At 71.2% G+C, this 20,792-nt stretch carries 17 protein-coding genes; 12 read left to right on the plus strand and 5 right to left on the minus strand.

What is annotated here, in order from left to right; genetic code table 11:
* Window positions 1–113 precede the first annotated feature (113 nt).
* Together OHU34_RS45675 and OHU34_RS45680 are read right to left on the minus strand one after the other, a co-directional pair.
* Window positions 114–905 (minus strand): SDR family NAD(P)-dependent oxidoreductase, encoded by a 792-nt coding sequence (locus tag OHU34_RS45675; RefSeq protein WP_142270194.1) that lies wholly within the window; start codon window positions 903–905, stop codon window positions 114–116.
* Window positions 902–2,221 carry an acyl-CoA dehydrogenase family protein gene (locus OHU34_RS45680; RefSeq protein ID WP_142270195.1) on the minus strand — a complete coding sequence of 440 codons (1,320 nt, stop codon included), beginning with the start codon at window positions 2,219–2,221 and terminating at the stop codon, window positions 902–904. Before OHU34_RS45680 ends, OHU34_RS45675 begins: the two co-directional genes overlap by 4 nt.
* A 103-nt stretch (window positions 2,222–2,324) precedes the next feature.
* Between OHU34_RS45680 and OHU34_RS45685 the strand changes: the two genes are divergently transcribed.
* The 10 genes from OHU34_RS45685 (at window position 2,325) to OHU34_RS45730 (ending at window position 14,124) form a co-directional block, all read left to right on the plus strand.
* Window positions 2,325–3,557 carry a CoA transferase gene (locus OHU34_RS45685; protein WP_331733810.1) on the plus strand — a complete coding sequence of 411 codons (1,233 nt, stop codon included), beginning with the start codon at window positions 2,325–2,327 and terminating at the stop codon, window positions 3,555–3,557.
* Window positions 3,558–3,582: 25 nt separating this feature from the next.
* Window positions 3,583–4,782, plus strand: coding sequence for a cytochrome P450 (locus OHU34_RS45690; protein WP_142270196.1), 1,200 nt, complete (start codon window positions 3,583–3,585; stop codon window positions 4,780–4,782).
* Between the two features lie 8 nt (window positions 4,783–4,790).
* Window positions 4,791–5,258 (plus strand): VOC family protein, encoded by a 468-nt coding sequence (locus OHU34_RS45695; protein ID WP_142270197.1) that lies wholly within the window; start codon window positions 4,791–4,793, stop codon window positions 5,256–5,258.
* 44 nt (window positions 5,259–5,302) lie between these two features.
* A complete protein-coding gene (locus OHU34_RS45700) occupies window positions 5,303–6,478 on the plus strand; it encodes an acyl-CoA dehydrogenase family protein (RefSeq protein WP_142270198.1) in 1,176 nt (391 codons plus the stop codon).
* 4 nt (window positions 6,479–6,482) lie between these two features.
* A complete protein-coding gene (locus tag OHU34_RS45705; RefSeq protein ID WP_235034777.1) occupies window positions 6,483–8,054 on the plus strand; it encodes a class I adenylate-forming enzyme family protein in 1,572 nt (523 codons plus the stop codon).
* Window positions 8,051–9,328 (plus strand): MaoC family dehydratase N-terminal domain-containing protein, encoded by a 1,278-nt coding sequence (locus tag OHU34_RS45710; RefSeq protein WP_142270199.1) that lies wholly within the window; start codon window positions 8,051–8,053, stop codon window positions 9,326–9,328. The genes OHU34_RS45705 and OHU34_RS45710 overlap by 4 nt, the downstream gene beginning before the upstream one ends.
* Window positions 9,329–9,330: 2 nt before the next feature.
* Window positions 9,331–10,095 (plus strand): crotonase/enoyl-CoA hydratase family protein, encoded by a 765-nt coding sequence (locus OHU34_RS45715; RefSeq protein WP_142270200.1) that lies wholly within the window; start codon window positions 9,331–9,333, stop codon window positions 10,093–10,095.
* 67 nt (window positions 10,096–10,162) lie between these two features.
* Complete coding sequence (locus OHU34_RS45720; protein ID WP_142270201.1) at window positions 10,163–11,284, plus strand: CaiB/BaiF CoA-transferase family protein; 1,122 nt, start codon at window positions 10,163–10,165, stop codon at window positions 11,282–11,284.
* Between the two features lie 15 nt (window positions 11,285–11,299).
* Window positions 11,300–12,442, plus strand: coding sequence for a thiolase family protein (locus OHU34_RS45725; RefSeq protein WP_142270202.1), 1,143 nt, complete (start codon window positions 11,300–11,302; stop codon window positions 12,440–12,442).
* Window positions 12,439–14,124, plus strand: a complete 1,686-nt coding sequence (locus OHU34_RS45730; RefSeq protein WP_142270203.1) for a thiolase C-terminal domain-containing protein — start codon at window positions 12,439–12,441, stop codon at window positions 14,122–14,124. The genes OHU34_RS45725 and OHU34_RS45730 overlap by 4 nt, the downstream gene beginning before the upstream one ends.
* Before the next feature lie 94 nt (window positions 14,125–14,218).
* Here OHU34_RS45730 and OHU34_RS45735 read toward each other — a convergent pair whose 3' ends face one another.
* The 3 genes from OHU34_RS45735 to OHU34_RS45745 all read right to left on the minus strand — a co-directional run bounded on the left by OHU34_RS45735 (window position 14,219) and on the right by OHU34_RS45745 (window position 17,890).
* On the minus strand, window positions 14,219–15,262 hold the full coding sequence (locus OHU34_RS45735; RefSeq protein WP_142270204.1) for a zinc-binding dehydrogenase: 1,044 nt from the start codon (window positions 15,260–15,262) through the stop codon (window positions 14,219–14,221).
* Between the two features lie 30 nt (window positions 15,263–15,292).
* The gene (locus OHU34_RS45740; RefSeq protein WP_142270205.1) at window positions 15,293–16,534 is read right to left on the minus strand and encodes a cytochrome P450; all 1,242 of its coding nucleotides are present in this window, start codon (window positions 16,532–16,534) and stop codon (window positions 15,293–15,295) included.
* A gap of 147 nt (window positions 16,535–16,681) precedes the next feature.
* Window positions 16,682–17,890: an acyl-CoA dehydrogenase family protein gene (locus OHU34_RS45745; protein WP_142270310.1), complete on the minus strand. Its 1,209-nt coding sequence runs from the start codon at window positions 17,888–17,890 to the stop codon at window positions 16,682–16,684.
* A gap of 159 nt (window positions 17,891–18,049) precedes the next feature.
* On the opposite strand from OHU34_RS45745, the gene OHU34_RS45750 reads away from it, so the two are divergent.
* Window positions 18,050–19,522 (plus strand): FadR/GntR family transcriptional regulator, encoded by a 1,473-nt coding sequence (locus OHU34_RS45750; RefSeq protein WP_142270206.1) that lies wholly within the window; start codon window positions 18,050–18,052, stop codon window positions 19,520–19,522.
* A gap of 116 nt (window positions 19,523–19,638) precedes the next feature.
* A complete protein-coding gene (locus OHU34_RS45755; RefSeq protein ID WP_142270207.1) occupies window positions 19,639–20,787 on the plus strand; it encodes an acyl-CoA dehydrogenase family protein in 1,149 nt (382 codons plus the stop codon).
* The last annotated feature ends 5 nt before the right edge of the window (window positions 20,788–20,792 follow it).

A 20,792-nucleotide genomic window follows, 5' to 3' on the forward strand; every position in this document is an offset into this window, starting at 1 on the left:
CGGCCGGTCGCGTCCGTACGGCGGATCCGCACATCGGTACAGGACATCGGTAGAGGACGTCGGTACAGGCCCGCGCCCCTTGGGGCGCGGGCGCCCGCGTCGGACCCGCTCGCTCAGTACAGTCCGCCGTCCACCCGGATCAGTGACCCCGTGGTGTAGCCGGAGGCGTCGCTCGCGAGGTACAGCGCGGTGCTGATGATCTCCTCCGGCCGCCCCGGCCGCCCGGCCGCGCTCCGTGTGGTCCGGCGTTTCTCCTCCGACCAGGCCTTGGAGATGTCGGTGAGGAACGGACCGGCCGAGATGGTGTTGACGCGCACCTTCGGGCCGTACTCCAGGGCGAAGACGGCGGTCAGGGCGTTGAGCGCGGCCTTGGCGCCCGCGTAGGGGCCGAACCGCGGTTGCGGGAACAGCGCTCCCGAGGAGGAGACGTTGATGACCGAGCCGCCGTCGTCCTCGGCCATCCGTTGTCCGATCAGCGAGGCGAGCCGGAACGGCCCCTTGAAGTTGACCCCGATCACCTTGTCGAACAGCTCTTCGCCGGTCTCCGCCGAGGAGGGCGCCAGCGGTGACATGCCGGCGTTGTTGACGAGGATGTCGACCTTGCCGAACTCCTCGTACGCGGTGTCGGCGAGCCGGCCGAGGTCGTCCCAGTGGCCCACGTGCGCGGCGACCGGGAGGGCGCGCCGGCCCAGGTCGCGGACCTCCGCGGCGACCGTCTCGCATGCGTCGAGTTTGCGGCTGGCGATCACCACGTCGGCGCCCGCGGTGGCGAAGGCGCGGACCATTTCCCGGCCCAGGCCCCGGCTGCCGCCGGTGACGAGGGCGACCTTGCCGGTCAGGTCGAACAGGTCCGCCGGAGCGATGGACTTGGCGTCACGGCCCTGCGTCTCGCGCCCGCCGCTCATGCGTCCCCCCGGCCGCTGAGGCTGTCGTCCTCAATGATGTGCGCGTACCGCTTGCGGGCCGCCTCCCGCTTCGGCGGGATGTGCTCGCTGGGGAACAGCCCCTCCGCCGGCCGGTGGTTCTTCAGCACCTGCTTGGCGACCGTGGTGCGGTGCACCTCGGTCGGGCCGTCGGCGAGGGCGAGGTTGGGGGCGGCCATCCACCACTTGGCGAGCGGGAGTTCGTTGGTGGTGCCGAGCGAGCCGTGCAGGTGCAGGGCCCGCTGGATGACGTCGTGCAGCACCTTGGCCGTCTGGACCTTGCACATGGCGATCTGGGTGCGGGCGGCGCCGTGCGGCTGCGTGTCGATGATCCAGGCGGTGTGCAGCACGAGCAACCGGAACTGCTGCAGTTCCACCCAGGAGTCCGCGATGAACTGCTGCGCGGCCTGCTTCTCGGCGAGAAGGGTGCCCTGCGTACGACGGGACAGCGCACGCTCGCACATCATGTCGAAGGCGCGCGTGCACTTGCCCACCGTGCGCATCGCGTGATGCACGCGGCCGCCGCCGAGGCGGGCCTGGGCGACCTTGAAGCCCTCACCGGGGCCGCCGAGCATGGCGTCGAGCGGGACGCGGACCTGGTGGTAGCGGATGTAGGCGTGGATGCCCTCGTCGAGGTTGTCGCGTTCGTCCATCGTGCCGACGTTGCGCTTGATCTCGATGCCGGGCGTCTCGGACGGGACGATGAACATCGACATGCGCGTGTGCGGCGGCGCGTCCGGATCGGTGACGGCCATGACGATGAGGAAGGCCGCGTACCGGGCGTTGGAGGAGAACCACTTCTCCCCGTCGATCACCCACTCGTCCCCCTCTCTCCGTGCGTGGCAGACGAACTCCTTGGGGTCGGCGCCCGCCTGCGGCTCGGTCATCGAGAACGTCGAGACGATGTCCCCGTCGAGCAGGGGCCGGAGGTAGCGGGCCTTCTGCTCGTCCGTGCCGAACATGGCCAGGATCTCGGCGTTCCCGGTGTCCGGGGCGGCGGTGCCGAACACCGTCGGGGCCCAGTAGGAGCGGCCGAGGATCTCGTTGAGGAGGGCGAGCTTCACCTGGCCGTAGCCGGGTCCGCCCAGTTCGGGACCCAGGTGGCAGGCCCACAGGCCCTGCTCGCGGACCTGCTCCTGGAGTGGCCTCAGGATCGCGCGGGCCTTCTCGTTGCGCGTGTCGTACGGGTCGCCGCCGTGTGGGAACAGGAGATCGAGCGGCTCGACCTCCTCGCGGACGAAGGCCGCCGCCCAGTCCAGCTTGGCCTGGAACCCAGATTCGATCGTGAAATCCAGCATGACGAAAACAGTATACTTTTTGGCCCCTGCCGGTCCATACTCGAAGCCCGTATTGCGCATTGGGTATGCGCAATAGCGTTGAGCCGCTGGAGGAGTTGGTCCGATGCAGAGGCCGATGGAGGGCGTGCGGGTCCTCGAAGTCGCGCAGTTCACCTTCGTCCCGGCGGCGGGCGCCGTGCTCGCGGACTGGGGCGCCGACGTGATCAAGATCGAGCACGCCGAACGCGGTGACGCCCAGCGCGGGCTGGTCCGGGTGCTCGGGTACGAGGCCGTCAGCAAGGGGTCGTCGTTCTTCCCGATCATGGAGGGGCCCAACCGTGGGAAACGCAGCGTCGGCCTCGCCCTGGAGAAGCCCTCGGCGCGCCCGGTGCTGGAGGAACTGATCCGCGCCAGCGACGTGTTCCTCACGAACTTCCTGCCCGCGGCGCGGGCGAAGCTGCGGATCGACGTCGAGGACGTCCGGGCGATCAACCCGGACATCATCTACGTCCGGGGCAGCGGCTTCGGTGTGCGCGGGGACGAGGCGGGCAAGGGCGGCTACGACAGCACGGCCTTCTGGGCGCGCGGCGGAAGCGCCGCCGGTGTCACACCGACCGGTGCGGACCGGATGGCGCGGATGCCCGCCGGCGCCTACGGCGACGCGATGGGCGGTATGACCGTCGCCGGAGGCATAGCCGCCGCCCTCTACTCCCGTGCCACCACCAGTGAACCATCCGTCGTGGACGTGTCGTTGGTCGGCGTCGGCGCCTGGGCCACCCAGTTCACGGTCAACCTCGCGCTGATGAACGGCGGCCCGCTCCCGGTGAACACCCCGCCCCGGCACGGCGCGGCCACCAACCCGCTCATCGGCGCCTACCGCACCTCGGACGGCCGCTGGATCGAACTGGCGATGCTGCAACCCGGCCGGTACTGGGCGGAGTTCTGCAAGCTGGCCGGCCGCGAGGAGCTGAGCGGCGACGAACGCTTCGACAGCACCGAGAAGCTGATGGCCAACGCCGCCGAGGCCGCCGAGATCGTGGCCGAGCTGATCGCGTCCCGCCCCTACGCCGAGTGGACCGAGATCCTCTCCCGCGGTGCGGGACAGTGGGCGGCCGTGCAGAACGCCTGGGAGGTCGGCCAGGATTCCGCCCTGCGCGCCAACGGTCTCATCGCCCCCGTCGTGGACGCCGACGGCGTGGACCGCGAACTCGTCGCCAGCCCCGTCCAGTTCGACGAATCCCCGGTCCGCCTCACGCGCGCGCCCCAGTTCGCGGAGCACACCGACGAGGTCCTGCGCTCGCTCGGTCTCGGCGACGACGAACTCCTCGCGCTCAAGATCGACGGCGCCGCGACCTGACGAACGTGCGACGAGAGGAGCCGTGATGAGCACGACGCTCGAACCCGACGGAACCCACGACGGTCTGCCCGCCTACCACTTCGACAACCGGCTCGGCGGCCCGGTCCTCAGCCACCAGGAGCGATGGGACGAGATCGCCGGCGCCCACTCCGGGTTCCGCAGCACCATCGCGCGCGGCTACTGGGTCGTCACGGACGGCCCGGAGGTGCAGAAGGCACTCCAGGACTGGCGGACCTTCTCCAACAAGTCGGTGACCGCGCTCGAACCGAACCCGAAGTTCCTGTGGATCCCCGAGATGCTGGACCCGCCCACGCACTCCGTGTGGCGGCGCCTCCTCGGCCGCTACTTCTCCCCGAGCGCCGTCGCCGCCCGGGAGCCGGAGGTCCGCCAGGTCGCGGCGGAGATGATCGACGCACTGAAGGGCCGGGACGGCGCCGACGTGCTCGACGAGTTCGCACGCCGCTTCCCGACCCTGATCTTCATGCGTCTGATGGGCCTGCCGGAGGAGGACCTGCTCACCTTCCTCGCGTGGACCCACGAGCTGCTCCACCTCTCCCACGACGAGGACCCGGACGGCGCCCGGCAGATGACCGCCATGCGGGAGGTGTCGGCCTACTTCGAGGAACAGATCGCCCTGCGCCGCAGGACGCCGCGTGACGACCTGCTCTCCCACGCCATGGCCTGGACGATCGACGGTGAGCCGATCGACGACCGGGACATGCACGCCTTCTGCATCCTGATGTTCCAGGCAGGCTTCGACACCGTCCCCATCTCCATCGGCTGGGCGCTGTACCACTTCGCCGCCCATCCGGAGCAGCGGGCGGAGATCCTCGCCGACCCCTCGCTCATCCCCACCGGGGTGGAGGAGATCCTCCGGGTCTACTCGTTCGTCGTCCCGGCCCGCAAGGCCACGCAGGACGTGGAGATCGGCGGCTGCCCGGTCAAGGCCGGCGAGATGGTGATGCTCCCGCTCGCGGTCACCAACCGCGACCCCGGCCGGTACGACAACCCGCTCGAGGTGGACCTGCGACGCAAGGCCACCAACCACATCGCGTTCGGCTCGGGGCCGCACCGCTGCCTCGGCTCGCATCTCGCCCGCCTCGAACTCAACGTGGCCGTCGAGGAGTGGCACCGGCGCATCCCCCACTACCGGATCGCGCCCAGACAGGAACTCTGGCAGCACGGCAACATGTACGGCATCAAATCGCTCCGGATGGAGTGGTGAGGGACGTCATGAGCCATCCCCTCAGAGCGGCGGATCTCTACCACACCGGGATCGTGGTCCCGGACGTCGACGCCTGGAAGGCCCGCATGGGCGAGGTCGCCGGCTACCGGTGGACCGAGACCATGTCCGCGGACCTGCCGGTCCGGCTGGCCGACGGCGACCGCGTGCTGAACCTCCGCTACACGTACTCGCTCGACGCCCCGCACATCGAACTCGTCCAGGAGATCCCCGGGACACCGTGGACGGCGGCCGAACGCGTCGCGACCCACCACCTCGGTTACTTCTGCGACGACGTGCCCACCACGTCGAAGCGGCTGGAGGAGGCGGGCTTCGCCCTGGAGGCGTGCGCGCTCGTCGACGGCGCCCCGTCGATCTTCGCCTACCACCTGGCCCCTTCCGGTGTGCGGATCGAGATCGTGGACCGCGCCCGGATGCCCGACTTCGCCGCCTACCTGCGGTCGAAGGCACCCCAGTGACAGCCCCGCTGACGACTCCGCTGACAGTCGAGGACGAAAACCACGTGACACCCACCTCCGCCTTCACCGAGGAGCACGAGGCACTCCGGTCGACGCTGCGCCGCTTCCTGCGCGACAAGGCGCCGAGCGAGGCGGTACGCCGCTCGATGGAGTCCGAAGCGGGCCACGACCCGCGGATCTGGCGGCAGATGGCGGACCAACTCGGCCTGCACGGAATGGCGTTGCCGCAGGAGTACGGCGGCTTCGGCGGCGGGCCCGTCGAGTTGGGGATCGTCCTGGAGGAACTGGGGCGGGTCCTGCTGCCGTCGCCGTACTTCGCCACCGTGGCCCTCGCCGGACAGGCCCTCGCCGCGTCCGACGACGACACGGCGAAAGCGCGCTGGCTGCCCGCGATCGCGGAGGGCTCGCTGACCGGCACGCTGGCGGTGGCCGAGGAGAGCGGGACATGGCGCGTCGAGGACGTGGCGGCCGAAGCCGTGCCCGGCGACGGGGGAGCCTGGCGGGTGTCGGGCACGAAGATGTTCGTCATCGACGGCCACAGCGCCGACCTGCTCCTCGTCGCGGCCCGCACCGACACCGGACCCGGACTGTTCGCCGTGGACGGTTCCGCGACCGGAGTGACCCGCACCCGCCTGGAGACGCTCGACCCGACGCGCCGCCTGGCGCGCGTCGACCTGGCAGGCGCGGCGGCGCTGCGGGTCGGCCCGGAGGGGGACGCCACCAGGTATCTGCGCACGGTGCTCGATCTCGCGGCCGTGGCGCTGGCCGCCGAACAGGTCGGCGGGGCGCAGGCGTGTCTGGACGCGGCGGTGGAGTACGCGAAGGTCCGGGTGCAGTTCGGCCGGCCCATCGGATCGTTCCAGGCGATCAAGCACAAGTGCGCCGACATGCTGCTGAAGGTCGAGGCCGCCCGGTCGGCCGCGTACCACGCGATGTCCGTGGCGGCCGGGGGACCGGACGAACCGCCGGGGGCCGGGGAAGCGGACGGGCTGGCGGTGTCCGCCGCGCTCGCGGCGGCGTACTGCGCGGACGCCTTCACCCACGCGGCCAAGGAGAACATCCAGATCCACGGCGGCATCGGGTGCACGTGGGAGCACGACGCGCACCTCCACCTGAAGCGCGCGAAGTCGTCCGAGCAGCTCTTCGGCAGCCCGGCGACGCATCGGGGGCGGCTGGCCGACCTGCTCGGAATCTCCGTCCCCATGGCGACGAAAGGCTGATCACGTGGGAATTCGCGACCGCCTGTCCCGGCTGCTGGCCGAAGCCGCCGCCGACGCCGAGGCGATCGAGCACCACGGGCAGTGGTGGACCTGGGGTCAGGTCCAACGGACCGCGCGGGGAGCCGTCGAGGCGCTCGACTCGGCGGGTCGGGAAACCGGCGCCCGCGTCGGTGTCGTCTTGGAGAACCGGCCCGAGCACGTCGCCGTGGTCGCCGCGGTGATCGCTTCCGGGCGGTGCCTGGTGATGCTGAGCCCCTTGCAGCCCGCCGCGCGACTCGCCGCCGACATCGCCCGCTGCGAGCTGCCCGTCGTCGTCTCCGGCGCCGAGGCCCTCGCCGGCGAGGGCGTCCTGGCCGCGGTGACCGCTCACGGAGCGGCCCTGGAGCTGCGCCCGGACGGCACCCTGCGGCCCGCGGGCGGCACGGCGCCCGCCGAGGCGCCGGCCAATCCCGGGGTCGCCGTGGAGATGCTCACCTCCGGCACCACCGGGCCCCCCAAACGCGTCCATCTGCGCAGCGGGCAGCTCGACCAGGCGCTCGTCTCCGGCGGGCAGATCCCGAAGCCCGAAAGGCTGCTGTCGCGGTCCGCGTCGCTCGTGGCCGCCCCGCTCGTGCACATCGGCGGCCTGTGGCGGGCGCTCGCCTGTCTCGCGACCGGGCGCCGCATGGTGTTGATGTCCAAGTTCGCCGTCGAGCCCTGGGTGAGCGCGGTGGAGCGGCACCACCTGCGGGCGGCGAGTCTGGTGCCGGCGGCCATCCGCGCCGTGCTCGACGCCCGCGTTCCGCAGGAGCGGCTCGCGAGCCTGCAGGTCGTCACCTCCGGTACGGCGCCCTGCCCGGCCGAACTCGCCGACGCGTTCTTCCGCACGTACGGCATCCCCGTCCTCATGACCTACGGCGCCACCGAGTTCGCCGGAGCGGTGGCGGGCTGGACGCTGCCGTTGCACGAGCGGTGGTGGCAGCGGAAGGCGGGCAGCGCCGGGCGGGCCCTCGACGGGGTCGAACTGCGGGTGACCGGTGACGACGGAGCCGAGATCCCCGTCGGCGGAACAGGCCGGCTGGAGGTCCGGACCGAACAGAGCACCGGAGGCGGCCGGGCGTGGGTGCGCACCAGCGATCTCGCCCGGATCGACGCCGACCGGTTCGTCTGGATCGAGGGACGCGCGGACGACGCCATCATCCGCGGCGGCTTCAAGGTGCAGCCGGAGACGGTCAAACGCGCACTGGAGACGCACCCGGCCGTACGGGAGGCGGCCGTGGCGGGGCTGCCGGACGCGAGGCTGGGCGAGGTGCCGGTCGCGGCGGTCGAGGTCGAGCGGGAACAGGCCGCCCCGGACCCAGCCGAACTCACGGCCCTCTGCCGTGTCCGGCTCACCCCGTACGAGGTGCCGGCGCACATCGTGGTCCTGGACGCACTGCCCCGGACCCCGTCGAGCAAGGTGAGCCGCACGGAGTTGCTGCACCTCGTCCGCGCCCGGATCGCACAACAGGACCGTGTCGAGAAGGACCGCGTGGAGGAGGACCGCGCGGAGAAGGACCGCGTCGAGAAGGACCGTGTCGAGGAGGACCGGCGATGACGGACACGCAGGAGAAGAGGCCGGAGCGGTTCGGCGTCCTGACCGACGAGGCGGTCGAACGCTCCCGCCGCCGCCTCGGCGTCCCCCAGCCCCAACGCAACCCGCCGCACAACTACGAGGTGACCTGGGACGGCGTACGCCACTTCGCCTACGGCTACGGCGACGACAACCCCCTGTACTGCGACCCGGACTACGCGGCCGGGACCCGCTGGGGCTCGCTCGTCGCACCGCCCGCCTTCCTGTACACGATGGGCGAGGACGCCGCTCCCACGCCGGATCCGCCCACCAGGGCGCTCCTGAAGGGCGACCCGTTCGCGGGCCTCGGCTCCTACCAGGCGGTGATGGAGTTCGAGTGGTGGCGCCCCCTGCAACTCGGGGACCGGTGCCGGGTGTTGCAGGCACAGGTGGGCGTCCACCTCAAGCCCAGCAGCTTCGGCGGGCGCACGGCACATGTCGTGCGCGACTACCTCTACGCCAACGGGCGGGGCGAGATGCACGCCCTGAGGCGAGGCACCTGGATCAACGCCGAGCGGCACACGTCGCGGAAGCGGGCCAAGGAGCACCGGGAACAGGAGCCCTACACGGCCGAGCAGCTCGCCGGGATCGACGCCGCCTACGCGGCCGAGACCCGGCGTGGAGCCGAACCGCGCTACTGGGAGGACGTGGAGATCGGTGAAGAGCTTCAGCCGCGGGTCAAGGGACCGCTGACCACCACCGACGTGGTCGTCTGGCACCTGGGCTGGGGCATGCAGCTCACCCCGCCGGGGGCGTTCGGGATCGCCGCGAAGGTCCGCCGCAAGGCCCCCGGCCTCTACCCGCCGAACCCGCTGAACATCCCGGACACCGTGCAGCGCCTGCACTGGGAACCCGAGCGGGCGAGGGAACTCGGGCTGCCGAACCCCTACGACTACGGCGGGATGCGGGAGACGTGGCTGTGCCATCTGCTCACCGACTGGATCGGCGACGACGGCTGGCTGTGGAAACTGCGCTGCGAGCACCGCAGGTTCAACTATCTCGGCGACACCACCTGGGTACGCGGCACGGTCGTCGACAAACGACAGGCGGACGGGCGGTCCGAGGCGCACGTCGAGGTGCGGTGCGAGAACCAGAGGGGTGAGGTCACCACCCCCGGTACGGCCGTGGTCCTGCTGCCGACCCGGGACCGGGCCGTGGAACTCCCGGCGCCGCCCGCCGAAGACCTGGACGGCATGGTCGCCCATGAACTGGCCCGATTCGCCGTGACCGGCGATCAAGTGCACGATTCGAGGAGGTAGGCGTGTCCGACGACGTACTGGTGGAGCGCCGTGGCGCGGTCCAGGTCATCACGATCAACCGTCCTGCGGTCAAGAACGCGCTGGACGCCGGGGTGGCCGCCGGGGTGGCGGCCGCGGTGGACGAGCTCGACGAGTCGGACGAGCTGCGGGTCGGCGTGCTCACGGGGGCGGGCGGGACGTTCTCGGCGGGGATGGACCTCAAGGCGTGGCTGCGTGGTGAGAGCCCCGCCATCGAGGGCCGGGGACTGTGCGGGATCAGCATGACACCGCCGCGCAAGCCACTGATCGCCGCCGTCGAGGGCTGGGCCCTGGCCGGCGGTTTCGAACTGCTGCTGGCCTGCGATCTGGTCGTCGCCGCCCGCACGGCGCGGCTCGGTGTGCCGGAGGTGACCCGGTCGCTGGTGGCCCGCGCGGGAGCCGCGCTCCATCTGCCCCGCCGGATCCCGTACGCGATCGCCCTGGAACTCCTGCTGACCGGCCAACCGATCGATGCCGAACGGGCGGCCGCGTACGGCCTGGTCAACCGGCTCACCGACGAGGGCGGCGCGCTCGACGGCGCGCTGGGACTCGCCGAGCCCATCGCGGCAAACGGCCCCCTGGCGGTCGCGGCGACCAAGGAGATAGCGCGTTCCACCGCCGACTGGACCCTCGCGGAGGCATGGGGCAAGCAGTTCGACATCGCCGAGCCGGTTTTTCGGTCGCAGGACGCCCGGGAAGGGGCGGCGGCCTTCGCCGAGAAGCGGGCGCCGGTCTGGAAGGGCCGCTGACAGCGCCGTACGCCCGATCAAGTGCCGCCGTACGTCCGATCAAGCGTCCTCGACCGAAGGAGGGGTGATGACGACAGGACCGCTCGCCGGCTGCCGGGTCGTCGAACTCGGCGGCATCGGGCCGGGACCGTTCGCCGGGATGCTCCTGGCCGACCTCGGGGCCGAGGTCGTCCGCGTGGACCGGCCCGAGCGCGCGGACGAGGCGGACGCGGGCGGACCGGCGGACGTGCTCAACCGGGGCAAGCGCTCGGTCGTGCTCGATCTGAAGGACCCGGCCGCGACCGCCGTACTCCTCCGACTCGTCGAGCGGGCCGATGTGTTGATCGAGGGGTTCCGTCCCGGCGTCACCGAACGGCTGGGCATCGGACCGCACGACTGCCTGGCCCGCAACCCCCGTCTGGTCTACGGCCGGATGACCGGCTGGGGCCAGGACGGACCGCTCGCCGCCGCGGCCGGCCACGACCTCACCTACATCGCGCTGACGGGCGCGCTCGGCGCCATCGGGGACGCGGGCGGCCCGCCGCAGATACCGCTGAACCTCGTCGGCGACTTCGGGGGCGGCGGCTGTTACCTCCTGATCGGCGTACTGGCCGCCCTGCACGCCGCCGCCCGCACCGGCCGCGGCCAGGTCGTCGACGCGGCCATCGTCGACGGCACCGCCCACCTCCTCGCCAGCACCTTCGCCAAGCTCGCCCGCGACGAGTGGCACGACGAGCGGGGCGTCAACCGCTTCGACGGCGGCTGGCCCTTCTACGCCGTGTACGCGACCAAGGACGGCCGGCATGTGGCGGTCGGCGCGCTGGAGCGCAAGTTCTACCGGTGCCTCGTCGAACTGCTCGGCCTGGAGGTCGACCCGGACCGGCAGCACGACCGGTCGACCTGGCCCGAGCTGCGGCGGCTGCTGACACGGCGCTTCGCGGAGCGCACCCGGGACGAGTGGGCGGCGCTGTTCGAGGGCACCGACGCCTGCGTGGCACCCGTCCTGAGCCTCACGGAGGCGGCGGCACATCCCCATCTGGCCGCGCGCGCAAGCCTGTTCACTCGCGACGGAGTGGTCCAGCCGGCCGCCGCGCCGCGCTTCTCGGCGACCCCGTCGAGCCCGGGCCGCACGGCGCCGGCCGTCGGCGCCGACACCCGGGCCGTGTTCCGGGACTGGGGAGTCGACGCCGCCGTGCAGATCCCCGACTGACCTCAAGGAGCTTTCATGCGAGACGCCGTCATCGTCGACGCCGTGCGCACCCCGATCGGCAAGCGCAACGGTTCGCTGGCCCCGGTGCACGCGGCGGATCTCTCGGCGAAGGTGCTGAACGCCCTCGTCGAGCGCACCGGCGTGGACCCCGGCACCGTCGACGACGTCGTCTGGGGCTGTGTGACCCAGATCGGCGACCAGTCGAGCAACGTCGGCCGGTTCGCGGTGCTCGCCGCCGGATGGCCCGAACACGTCCCGGCCGTCACGGTCAACCGGGCCTGCGGCTCCAGCCAGCAGGCGGTCGACCAAGCCGCGCACGCGGTCATGGCGGGCCAGTACGACCTCGTGGTCGCGGGCGGGGTGGAGACGATGAGCAGGGTGCCGCTCGGCTCGCACCGCACCACGGGGCAGCCCTACGGACCCGGAGCACTGGCCCGTTACGACGGCGTCGAGTTCAGCCAGGGCACCGGCGCCGAACTGATCGCCGAACGCTGGGGTCTCACCCGCACCCGGCTCGACGAGTTCGCCGCACGGTCCCACGCCAAGGCGGCCGCGGCGATCGACGCGGGTGTCTTCGACGACCACATCGTGCCGATCGAGGTCGACGGTACCAAGTTCGCCGTGGACGAGGGGCTGCGCCGGGGGACGTCGGTCGAGACGCTGGCCCGCCTCAAGCCGTCGTTCAGGGAGGACGGAGTGATCCACGCCGGGAACTCCTCCCAGATCTCCGACGGCGCCGCCGCTCTGCTCGTCACCACCCCCGAGCGGGCCCGTGAACTCGGCCTCACCCCGATCGCCCGCTACCACTGCGGAGCCGTCAGCGGCGCGGACCCGATCACCATGCTGCTCGGCCCGATCCCCGCGACCGAGAAGGTGCTCCGCCGGTCCGGGCTCACCCTCGACGACATCGGCGTGTACGAGGTCAACGAGGCTTTCGCCCCGGTCCCGTTGGCCTGGCTGGCCGAGACCGGCGCCGACCCCGAGCGGCTCAACCCGCTGGGCGGGGCGATCGGGGTGGGCCACCCGCTCGGCGGCTCCGGCGCCATCCTGATGACACGGCTCCTGGCCCGGATGCGGAGCGAGAACCTCCGTTACGGACTCCAGACCATGTGCGAGGGCGGCGGCACCGCGAACGCCACGATCATCGAGCTGCTGTGACCGCCCGCGCCGAACGTCCGCTGCCCCAACCCACCCTCGCCAGCGCCGAGTTCTGGGGTTCCGGGGCCGACGGGGTGCTGAGGATCCCCCACTGCGGGGACTGCGGACGTCACTTCCATCCGCCGCTGCCGGTGTGTCCCTCCTGCCGTAGCCGCGCGGTGGCCCTCGCCCCCGTCTCGGGCAGGGCCGTGGTGGTCGGCTTCAGCGTCAACCACCAGACCTGGCTGCCGAAGTTCCCGCCGCCGTACGTCGTCGCCGTGGTCGCCCTCGCGGAGGACGACCGGGCGCGGCTGACGACGAACATCGTCGGCTGCGACCCGGACGAGGTGCGCGTCGGCCTGCGGGTCCGGGTGCGCTTCGAGCAACTCGAAGAAGACGTGCACATCCCCCTGTTCGAGCCGGAGCCGGAGCCGGAGACCGATGCGGAGACCGAGGCCGCCGAGGGCCCCGGCCCGCTGCCCGAGCCCCGCGACGTCCGCACCGCCCTGCGGCCCATGGCCTCACCCCGCAAGTACGAGGACAGGGTCGCGCTGACCGGCGTGGCACAGTCCAGCGTGGGCCGACGCCTCATGGCCGACCCCCTCTCCCTGACCGTCGACGCCTGTCTGGCAGCGGTCGCGGACGCCGGCCTCGACCTCGACGAGATCGACGGGCTCTCCACCTACCCCGGACCGAGCCCCGACGGCATGAGCGAAGGCGGCGTCACCGCTCTCACCGAGGCTCTGCAACTGCGCCCCACCTGGGTCAACGGCGCCCGCGAGGTGCCGGGCCAGATCGGCTCGATCACCGCCGGCATGCTCGCGGTCGCCGCCGGACTGTGCCGGCACGTGCTGTGCTTCCGCACGGTGTGGGAGTCCTCCCACAGTGCCCTGGTCCGGTCCGGCCGGTGGCAGACGTCGTCCGGCGGCCGCGCCACCGGCATGTTCGAGTTCCGGGCGCCCTTCGGAGCCATGTCGGCCGCGCAGTGGATCGGCTGCAACGCCTCGCACTACATGCACCGTTACGGTGTCGGCCGCGAGGCCCTCGGCGCCATCGCCGTCACCGCGCGGGCGAACGCGGCCCGCAATCCCGAGGCCCTGCACCGCGACCCCATGACCCTCGACGACTACTTCGACGCCCGCGTGATCACCACACCGTTCGGGCTCTACGACTGCGACGTGCCGTGCGACGGGGCGGTGGCCGTCGTCGTCTCCGCGATCGAGACGGCGTACGACCGGCCCCGGCCGCCCGTCCTGGTGGAGGCCGTCGGCACGGCCGTGCTCGAACGCCTCAGCTGGGACCAGGACACCCTGACCCACCTGCCGCAGGCGCACAGCCCCTCGGCCCACCTGTGGACGCGGACCGACCTCACACCCGCCGACGTCGATGTCGCCCTGCTCTACGACGGGTTCACCTTCAACGCCCTGTCCTGGATCGAGGGCCTCGGCTTCTGCGGACCGGGCGAGGCGACCGACTTCATCGCGGGCGGCAAGACCATCGCCCTGGACGGCGACCTCCCGCTGAACCCGCACGGCGGCCAGCTCTCGGCGGGCCGCCTGCACGGCTTCGGCTTCGTCCGCGAGGCCATGCTCCAGTTGCGCGGCGACGCGCGGGACCGCCAGGTCGAGGACGCCCGGGTCGCGGTGGTGACGGCGGGCGGGGGAGTGCCGTCGGGGGCGATGCTGCTGAGGAGGGCGGAGTAGGCGACACCGCATCGTCGACGCCGCACGCCCGGGCGCGGAGAGGCGCGGCTCCGTACCTGACCGGAGCCGCCGCCGCATCCCGTGTCGGCTCTTCTCACCCCTCGTCGTCGAAGGTGACGATGACCTTCTCCACGGCTCCGGGGGTCAGCGCCAACTCGAAGGCCCGTGTCACCTCTGAGAACGGCACCTGGTGACTGATCAGCCGGGCGAAGCGGTCCTGGTGCTCCGCGAGTTCCGCGGTCACCTCGAAGATCTCGGTCGGATACCCCTGGGAAGCGATGAGGGTGAGCTCGCTACGGAGCATGGCGCCCAGGTCGATCGCCTCGGACGGTTTCTGCACACCGACCATGACCAGTTTGGCGCCCCACTTGGCGGCGTCGACCGTGGCCTTGAAGACGGCGGCGACACCAGCGGCGTCGATGTAGACGTCGGTACCGGCACGCGGCTGGCCCAGCGCGTTGGCCGCCTCGCCGTGCAGCTCGGTCAGCCGGGCGGTGACGTCCTCCTCGGCGGAGTTGATCACAGCGTCCGCGCCGACGGCCAGCGCGGTCTCCAACCGCTCGGGGATGACATCGGCGACGACCACGTGCTCCACCCCGCGCAGCTTCAGCCAGATGGTCGTGGCCAGCCCGATCGTCCCGGCACCGAAGACGACGACCTTGTCGCCGGGCTTCGCCTCCGAGCGGTTGACGCAGTGCCGGGCCACCGCCAGGGGCTCGTTCAGCGCGGCCACGCCGAAGGGCAGCTCGTCCGGGAACACCGCCACACTCGTGCCCAAGACGGCGTTCTCGACGAGCAGGTACTCGTTCATCCCGCCCAGCTCACCGCCGCAGCCGATGATGCCGGACGGCGCGGCCTGCGGGTTGACGACCACCCGGTCGCCGACCGCGAGGTCCGTGATCGCGGAGCCCACCTCGACGACCTCACCGGCCGGTTCGTGTCCGAGCGGCAGCGGGACCACCGAGCCGGTGACGTCGTACGGGGTGCCGCCGCTCCGGACGAAGAACGTGTCGGTACCGCAGATGCCGCAGGCGCGGATCCGCACGAGGACGTCCTGCGGGCCGGGCGCGGGGCGCTCGACCTCCACGACCTCGATGTCGTTCTTCGCGCCGGTCCGGACGGACTTCATCGTGGCCATGGAGCCGACTCCTTCTGCGGGAACACCGGGTTACCAGGTGACGGGGAGGTCGTAGATCCCGTAGGCCTGCGAGTCCTCCTTGAACTTGAGCTCCGAGACGTCGACCGCGAGTCGCAGCGTCGGCACCCGGCGGAACAGGGTGCTGAACACGACGTGCAGTTCGATGCGGGCCAACTGCTGTCCGACGCACTGGTGCGGTCCCCAGCCGAACGCATGGTGATGCGCGGCGGTGCGGGTGAGGTCGACCTTCTCGGGGTCCGGAAACGCCTGTGGGTCCCAGTTGGCCGCCGGCAGCGACGCGATGACGCCCTCGCCCGCCCGGAGGATCTCGCCGTCGATCTCGATGTCCTCCACCACCGCCCGCCGCGCCAGCAGATGCGGGATGGTGAGATAACGCAGCAGCTCCTCGACGGCCTTCGTCACATACTTCGGATCATCGGAGTGTTCACGCAGGCCCGCGAGCTGGTCGGGATTCCGCAGCAGCAGCGCGGTGCCCAGCGTGATCATGTTGGCGCTGGTGTCGTGACCGGCGACGAGCAGGATGTGCCCCAACGGGGCCGCTTCCTCCATGGAGAGCACGCCCTCCTTGACCCGGGCGCCGAGGTCGGAGAGCACGTCCTCACCGGGGTCGTCCATCTTGGCCTCGATGAGCCCGGAGATGTAACGGCGCAGATCCGCCGTCGAGCGGGCAGCCTCCTCGGCGGTCTTGAACCGGGCGTTGGTGACTCCGGCGTGCTTCTGGAAGAACTCGTGGTCCTCGTAGGGCACTCCGAGCAGCGCGCAGATCATCAGGGACGGCAGAGGCAGGGACAGGGCTTCGTTGAGGTCGGTCGGGCGGGGTCCGGCCAGCATCCTGTCGATGAGGTCGTCGGTGATCTGCTGGATCTCCGGGCGGAGTCTCTCCATGCGGTGACGGGTGAACGAGTTCGTCAGCATCCGGCGCCACCGGGTGTGCTCGGCGCCGTCGGTGTTGTTGATCGACGGCTGGATCTCGGCCGCGTGCGCCTTCATGGCCTCGGTCGTGTGAGGGTATCCGGGCGCGCCGATGTTCGCGCTGAGCCGTGGGTCGGTCAGCAGCTGACGCTGGGTGGCGTGCGACGTGACGACCCACGGGGTGGTGCCGTCCCATGTCCTGGCACGTACGACGGCCTTCCCGGCGTCGTGCAGTTCGAGCAGGCCCGGGGGCGGCGCGAACGGGCACTGGCTCGATCGGGGCGACGGATACTCCGGCAGCTCTTCCGTGGCGTCGGTACCGACCACGCGCTCGGTCATGGTTCCCTCGTCCTCTCGTCGTCACAACTGAGGGCACCTTACGTAGACCGTTCGGTACAATCAATAGTCCGGGACGTCATCGACTCGTTCTGTCCGTATGTATTGACCGAGCGGTCTATTTTGCGGGCGCGGGGCGGGCCGAAGAGATCAGCGACGTTCCCGCGGCAACCCCAGCCCCCGCTCGGCCGCCTGGGTGCGCAGAACCTCGTTCGCCCCGCCGGCGATCGTGTACGCGCGTGAGTACAGATGGGCGTCCTGCCACCAGCCGTCGGCCACCGCCTCCGGGTCGTACTCGGTGAGCAGGCCGTCCGTGCCCTGAAGACGCAGACCGAAGTCGGCCAGGTCGTGGTTGAGGTCGCTGAAGAAGATCTTGCCGAGGAGGGCGTCGGCGGGCTGTTCCGTGCCGTGCAGCATCCGCGACTGCGCGAGAGAGAGCATCGCGCCGTTCACGTGCACCCGGGCGGCGAGTTCACCGATCGCCTGCCGGGTGGCGGAGTCGTCGAGCGCGGGGCGGCCGCGAACCGGCGTCGCCTCCGCGAGCCCCACCAGGTCGTCCAGCACGGCGAACAGCTCGGCGCCGCGGGCGGCCACGCCGGAACGTTCACGGCCGAGGCTGCTCATCGCCACCCGCCAGCCGTCGTTCACCCGGCCGATCACGTTCGCGGCCGGGATCCGGACGCCGTCGAGGAAGACCTCGTTGAAGTCGGTGGTCCCGGTGATCTCGCGCAGCGGCCGTACGTCGACCCCCTCACTGCGCATGTCCAGCGCGAACGCCGTGATGCCCTTGTGCTTCGGGGCTGCGGCGTCGGTGCGCGCGAGAAGGTAACCCATGTCGGCGTGCTGGCCGTTGGTCGTCCACACCTTCTGACCGTCGACGACGAACACCGCGTCAGGATCCTCGGGGCCGCCGCCCTCCCGGCGTGCCCGGGTGCGCAGTGCCGCCAGGTCGCTGCCCGCCTCCGGCTCGCTGAACAGCTGGCACCACACGTCCTCGCAGGTACGGATGCGAGGCAGGAAACGCCCCCGCTGTTCGTCGGTGCCGAAGTCGAGCAGGGCGCCCGAAGCCAACGAGGCCGCGCCGACGGGCGGCCAGGTACGGGCGCGGGCGATCTCCTCGGCGACGACGAACGGTTCGAGGGGATGGGCGTCGGGCCGGCCGCCGTACTCGACGGGCCAGTCGATGCCGAGGAAGCCGGCCTCGTACAGCTTCGCGGTCCACTCCCGGATCGCCGGCATCAGGGCCGGCTCGGGTGCGCGCACCCCGGAGTGGGTCTTGACGCCGGGCGCGTGCTCCGCCACGAAGGCGCGCACTTTCTCTCGGAACGCCTCGAGTTCGGGTGTGGGGTCCAGTCGCATCACGCTGCCGACTCCTCGGTCCTCGTGCGAGCGATCTCGAAATGAGGGTACTCTAACCAGGTCATCGAGCCTGCTGCCAGGGATGTACGGCGGAATCAGTGAACCGATCTCGCTGGAATAGACTGGGGATCCGCGATGTCCCCGCAGAGGAGTTGGCCCATGGCGACTGCCGTCGACCGCGAGCCCGCCGACGGCGAGACCGGCGCCCCGGTCGGCAAGCTGGCCGCGCAGACCGCGCAGCGCATCGAGGCGACCGTGATCCGCCAGGGCTGGCCCGTCGGCGATTCGCTCGGCTCCGAGGTGGACCTGCGGGAGCAGCTCGGGGTGAGCCGTGCGGTGCTGCGCGAGGCGGTACGTCTGGTCGAGCACCATCAGGTCGCGAGGATGCGGCGGGGCCCGGGCGGCGGGCTGATCGTCTGCGCCCCCGACGCGGGACCGGCGACCCGGGCCATGGTGATCTACCTCGAGTACGTCGGCACCAGCGTCACGGACCTGCTGAAAGCCCGCCAGCTCCTCGAACCGATCGCCGCGGGTCTCGCCGCCGAACGGATCACCGAAGAGGGCATCGCCACGCTCCGTGCGACGCTCGACTCCGAGCTCTCCCACTGGGACGACCCGTCGGTCCATTCGCAGGACCCGTTGCACCCGGTGCTCGGCCAGTTGTCGGGCAACCCGGTTCTGCACCTTTTCATCGACGTGCTCACCCGCCTCACCGCCCGGTACGCGAACACCTCCCGGCGTGTCTCCAAGGCGGAGATGCAGGCGGCGAAGGAGACCTCGCATCGGGAGCACAAGGCCGTCATCGACGCAGTGATCGCCGACGACGGCGCCCGCGCGCAGACGGAGCTCACCGCGCATCTGGAGTCGGTGGCCGGGTGGATCGAGAAGCACCGCGTGCGCCGCGGACAGCGGATCTCGGGGAACGTGGTCGATCCCGAACTGGTCGAAGGGCCACGGGCCAAGCTCGCCGAAGTGGTGGCCGCGCGGATCCACGACGACATCGCCGCGCGGGGTTGGCAGATCGGCATGGTGCTCGGTTCGGAGACGGATCTGCTGGCCCGCTACGAGATCAGCCGGGCTGTCCTGCGGGAGGCCGTTCGTCTGCTGGAGTACCACCAGGTCGCCCGGATGCGCCGCGGGCCCGGCGGCGGACTGGTGGTCACCTCGCCCGAGCCGCAGGCCAGCATCGACACGATGGCGCTCTTCCTCGAGTATCAGGGCGTCACGGCCGACGACCTGCGGATCGTCCGCAACGCCATCGAACTCGGCGTGGTCGCCAGGGTGACGGCCCGGCACGCCGAGGGCGACACGGAGGTCGCCGAGCGCCTCACGAAGGCGGTCCGCTGGACCACCGAGGGTCCGGCCGACGACCTGCGCAAGGCCGACCTGTTCCACTCCGAACTGGCGGCCCTGGCCGACAACCCGGTGCTGTCGCTCTTCCTCGCGATCATCACCGAGCTGTTCCGCCGGCACGCGTCCGGCCGTGACCGGCCGCTGCCCGGAGACACGGCGGCCGACGAGGTGCAGCACGTCCATCAGCGCATCCTGGACGCGATCGCGCAGGGTGACGCGGGCGTGGCCCGTCACCGGATGCGCCGCCATCTGGACGCGCTCATCCCCTGGTGGCACTGATTTACTGACACTCATTCCCCACGCCACATGCGCATCTACGCGCTATGGGGCGTTCCTCTGTGCCGTGACTGGGTAATTGCGTATACTGAATAGGGTTGAGAGTCGAAGGAGATCCGATGCGCCGGACCCTGTTCGAGCAGGACCATGAGGACTTCCGTCTCCTCGTCCGTGACTTCCTCGTCCGTGAGGTGCTCCCGGTGTACGAGGACTGGTGGCGCGCCGGCCTCGTCCCCCGCGAGTTGTTCACCTCGTTGGGTAAGCTCGGGATCCTCGGTACGGCCGTCCCCGAGGAGTACGGCGGAGGCGGCCGGGACGACTACCGATTCAACGTCGTCATCCAGGAGGAGTGCGCCCGCGCGGGCGTCACGCTGGGCGGCCTGCGCACCCATCTCGACGTGGTCCTCCCGTACTTCACGTGCCTCGCCGACGAAGGGCAGCGGGCCCGCTGGTTCCCGGGCCTTGCCTCCGGCGAGCTGTACACGGCGATCGCGATGAGCGAACCGGGTACGGGTTCCGACCTCGCCGGCGTCACGACACGAGCGGTCCGGGACGGCGACCACTACACGCTCAACGGCGCCAAGACCTTCATCACCGGCGGCCACCACGCCGACCTGGTGATCGTCGTGGCCCGCACCGCCACCGACCCGGAGGACCGGCGCGCCGGCCTGTCCCTGCTCGTGGTGGAGAAGGGTATGCCCGGGTTCGCGGTCGGGCGCAAGCTGGAGAAGATCGGCCTCGCCGTCCAGGACACGGTGGAGCTGTCCTTCGACGACGTCCGTGTTCCCGCCGCCGACCTCCTGGGCCAGGAAGGCGCCGCCTTCACCCACCTCGGCCGCAACCTGGCCCAGGAACGGCTGGCCATCGCGGTCGGCGCCGTCGCCCAGGCCCGCGCCGCGATCGACCTGACCCTCGGCTACGTCCGCGACCGGACGGTGTTCGGCAAGCCGGTCGCCCACTTCCAGAACACGAAGTTCGAACTCGCCGCCATGGCGGCCGAGCTGGAGGCCTCCCAGGCCCTGCTGGACGCGGCGACCGCCGCGCTGGTCGCTGGCGAACTGAGCCCGGCCGACGCGGCGAAGACCAAGCTGTTCTGCACCGAGACCCAGGGCCGAGTGGTCGACCGCTGTCTGCAACTGCACGGCGGCTACGGCTACATCCTCGAGTCCCCGATCGCCCGGCTGTACGCCGACGCGCGGGTCACCCGCATCTACGGCGGCACCAGCGAGGTCCTGAAGACCATCATCAGCAAATCCCTGGGACTGTGAACCCC

Source organism: Streptomyces sp. NBC_00080 (assembly GCF_045041255.1).
Classification (GTDB): Bacteria; Actinomycetota; Actinomycetes; order Streptomycetales; family Streptomycetaceae; genus Streptomyces; species Streptomyces coriariae.